2 protein-coding genes are annotated in these 3820 nt (G+C 77.0%); both read right to left on the bottom strand.

Annotated elements, in window-relative coordinates; all coding sequences use genetic code 11:
* A partial coding sequence (locus AB0K37_RS40835; protein ID WP_363991252.1) for a hypothetical protein occupies positions 1–807 on the bottom strand: 807 nt, incomplete at its 3' end.
* A 16-nt stretch (positions 808–823) separates the two neighbouring features.
* Positions 824–2926, bottom strand: coding sequence for a hypothetical protein (locus AB0K37_RS40830; RefSeq protein WP_363991250.1), 2103 nt, complete (start codon positions 2924–2926; stop codon positions 824–826).
* Positions 2927–3820: the final 894 nt, after the last annotated feature.

The raw sequence follows: 3820 nt of genomic DNA, 5'->3' as shown, positions 1-3820 counted from the left end.
AGACGACGTCCAGGATGACCTCGATGCCCGCCTCGTGCAGGGCGCGGACCATCGCCTTGAACCGGCGGCGCGCCCCTCCTCGTGCTCGCGCGCCGCCATGGCGCGCCGGTCGCGGCGGCGGCCCGCGCCGTCCGGCAGCGAGAACGCCTCGACGTCCTCGCCGGCCCGGTGGACGTCCCTCGGCCTGATCACCACGACCATGCGGGTGACCAGGGCGAGGACGACGAACACCACGCTCATCACGTAGCTCAGCACGACCCACGGCGCCGCGGCCCGCCCGGTGATCAGGCCGTGCACGATCGCGAGCGGCCATGACACGTAGGCGACGGCGTGCATCGACCGCCACACCCAGGCCTTGCCGCGGAACGCGAACCGCGCCCGCAGCAGCCCGGTGACCACGATGAGGAGCATCAGGTCGGAGGCGACGGTGCCGAGGCCGATCGCGCCGCCGTCCGGCACCACGATCTGCACGGGCAGCGCGAGGCCGCTCATCACCTTCACCGTGACGTGCGCGACCAGCATCGCCGTCGCGACGACGGCGGAGGCGCGGTGCACCGCCTGGGCGAGCACCCGGTGCCGGATCTTCAGGATGAGGCGCTCGGTGGCCAGCAGCCCGCTCATCACCGCGGTGGTCAGCGCGACCAGCGCGAAGACGCCGGCGTAGAAGCTGAGGAAGTACTGCACGTTCGCGACCGCGACGGCGCCCTGCGGGGTCGCCGCGCCGACCAGCACCAGCACCGCGCCGGCGAGCACCACGCGCAGCGCCCAGGTGGGCACCGCGGGATCATCACTGTTGCGAATTCGCACCGCTCGGACTCCTGTTCTAGGTGGCGGCCGGCGCCGGGGCGCCGGCCGGTCCGGCGCCGTCCTTCTTCGGCTTCTTGCCGGGGGACGGCGTTGACGACGGAGAGTCGTCCGCGGCGGGGACCGGGCCGAGGTTGGCCAGCAGGCCCCCGGGGAGCACCTGGAGGACGCCGCGTTCGGCGAAGCCGAGGAGCGGCTTGGCGCGCTCGCGGAACGTCCAGCCGCCGATCTCGGCGCCGTCGAGCGGGACCGCACCGCCGCCGCGGCGCAGCCCGAACGCGACCTCGGCGCGGGGCGCGGCCGCCCCTCCGCAGGGCCGCGCGGCGCCGGTGCGGCCGAGCGCGTCGCCCTGCTCGACGACGCTGCCGTCGCGCAGCTCGGTCACGCTCCGCATCCCGTAGTAGGTGGACGCGAGGCCGCTCGGGTGGATCACCATGACCACCGCGCCGGCCTGGCTGGAGCAGAACCGGTAGAGGCGTCCGCCGCCGGCGGCGAGGACGCGGCCGTCGCCGCCGGAGAACGCCAGCGACGCCAGCGGGCGCGCGGACGCGGCGTCGTCGGAGGTCGTCATCGACCACGCCTGGCCGGTCTTCCACGGCAGCATCAGCCGGTCGCCCGCCCGCGTGCCGTTGACGAGCGTGGCGGCCTGCGCGGCGCTCAGCGCGCCGTACCTGCGCAGGACCCGCGACTCCGACGGCGACATGAGGTCCGCGGGGGCGGCTCCGAGGAGCGAGGCGAACGCCGTCGCGCCGGACAGCCCGACCTGCCACTGCCGGCCGGTCCAGTGGGCGGCGTAGAAGGCGAGCTCGGGGCCGGCCGCGCTGGCCTCGGGAACCGGGATCGCACTGGTGCCGAAGACCCAGGTGCGGTCGGCGCTCTGGCGGGTGGCGCCCACGAACGGCTGCCGCGTCAGCGCCGCCCCGTAGGCCTGCCGCGCCGCAGCGCCCCGCTGCGCCAGCGTCAGCCGGCGGACCTGCGTGGCGAGGACCCCGAGGTCGGGCCCCGCCGGAGCGGTGGCCGTGCCGCCGCCGGCCGCCGGCCGCTGCTGGGGCTGCGGGGGCCGCGCGGGCGTGCCGGTCCCGGGCCTGGGCGGCTTGATCGCGCGCTGCGAGCCGACCGGGCCGGAGGACCCGCCGACGGGGCCGCCGTCGAGCAGGGCCCGCTCGGCGATGCCCAGCAGGGACAGCCCGACCGCGGTGGACAGGACGATCGCGCCGATGCTCAGCCGGTCGGCGGGCCGCCTGCCGCGGCGCGGCGTCGCCTTCGGCCCGGGACGCGGCGGCGCCTGGCGCACCCGCTCCTGCCGAGGGGGGCGCCGCCGGGCGCCGCCCCGCCCGGCGCGGGCCGGCTCCGCACGGCGGGAGCGCCCGCCCCGCGCCGAGAACTCGCGGGACCGGTCCCTCCCGGGCCGTCCCGCGCGCCCGCCGAGCCCCTCGGCCCTCGCGTCGAACCTTTCGGCGCGCCCGCCGCGCGGCTCACCGCGGCCGCCGACACGCTCGGTCCGAGCGTCACGCTCAACGCGGGTGTCGAGACGATCCGTCCGAGCGTCCTGCCGGGTGCGGGCGTCGGAACGCCCGGTCGGAGTGTCCCGCCGCGTGGCCCGAGCGTCGAACCGCTCGGTGCGGGCGTCGAACTGCTCGGTGCGGGCGTCCCGCCGCGTGTTCCGGGCGTCCCGTGCCTCGGTCCGGGAGCCCGGCCGCTCGCCGCGGGCGTCGGGGCGCTCCGATCGAACGTCCCGCCGCGTGCGGGCCGCGTAGCCCGCGGGGTCGTAGCTGCCGCGCGCGTCGAAACGCTCGGTCGCCGCGTCGTCGCGCCGTTCGGGCGGCTCCGGCCACTGCGCCCGGGGGCGCGGCCGCTCGGCGCCCTTGCCGGAACCGCGCGCGCGGGCCCTGGCCTCGCGCCGCCTGATCTCGCGCCGCGACGGCTCGCGCCGCGGCGATCCGCGCCCCCGCTCGGACCAGTCCGGCTGCTCCGACCACCAGGACCCTTCGGGCCACTGGGGGTCTTCGGACCAGGGCCCCCGCTCGGGCTCGGGTCCCGTGGACGGGCGCGCGGGCGTCTCAGCCCACGGTGAAGCATGCGTTTGGCTCCGGGACGCATGCCCGTAATCGCGTCGCGCCATGCCCTCTCCTGTGGAGGAGACGGAGAGCACGGCGAACGCCGACACGTTCCGCGCCGCCCGGCCTGACGCCCGGCGGCCGTCCCGCTGAGACATGACGGGACCGCGGCGTCGGAGCCCGCTCGCTCCCACCACGATCCCCGAACGGATTCTCGCGAATCCGCTCGAACACTCCGGGAGCATACGCCCCCGAAGCAACGTGGATGTCAATCGGTGCCGAAAAAGGCCGATGAGCCTTGTCCCGAGGCGCTTTTCCCCCCGTTACGCGCGGAAGGCGCCCCGGGTTCACGCCTCCGGGCGCGAGGTCCCGGCAGCCTTCCCACCTGCGCGGATCCCCATTTCCGCGGACGGCGGCTTAGTGACGGCTGATCCGCTCATTAAGGGCGGGTTAACGCCGACGCCGCGGACGGCCGGCGGCTCTAGCTTCGGAGACGTCAGCGACCGTGGACGCCGGCGGCGGCAGGAGGTGGCCCCCATGACACGATCACCGCGACACGGGATCAGCCCGGGGGCGCCCGTGCCTCCGGCGCGTCCACGGCCGGGCACCGTCGCGGGGCCGGGCCCCGCGGTGCCGGATGCCGGGGCCGTGCCCCGCGCTCCCGTCCACGCGGACCCGATCCGTTCCCGCCGGCCGGCCCACGCGGCGCGCCCGTCTCCTGGTCCTCCCCCACGAGGGCGCCGGGCGGGCCGGCGAAGGATCAGACCCGCCCCCACTCGGCAGGGGCGGTCCTCGTGGAACCGGTCTCCGGGGGCGGGGCATGCGCCCACGGCGCCGTTCCGTGCTCGGGCGCACTCGGACGCTCTCCAGGCGGCCGTCGCCGACGATGGTCCGCACGCGGCAGGGGCAGTCGCGGAGGTAGGTGAAGTAGCGCGGGTCGCGGGCGATGCGGACCACCG

This window comes from Actinomadura sp. NPDC049753 (assembly GCF_040674655.1).
In the GTDB taxonomy this organism is placed as follows: domain Bacteria; phylum Actinomycetota; class Actinomycetes; order Streptosporangiales; family Streptosporangiaceae; genus Spirillospora; species Spirillospora verrucosospora.
Note: the sequence above shows the minus strand (reverse complement) of the source record. Positions and strands in the feature narration are given on the sequence as shown.

Excerpts from the sequence above, each read along its gene's own strand:
- AB0K37_RS40830 (WP_363991250.1), bottom strand. The coding sequence starts at position 2,926 with ATGGCGCGACGCGATTACGGGCATGCGTCCCGGAGCCAAACGCATGCT.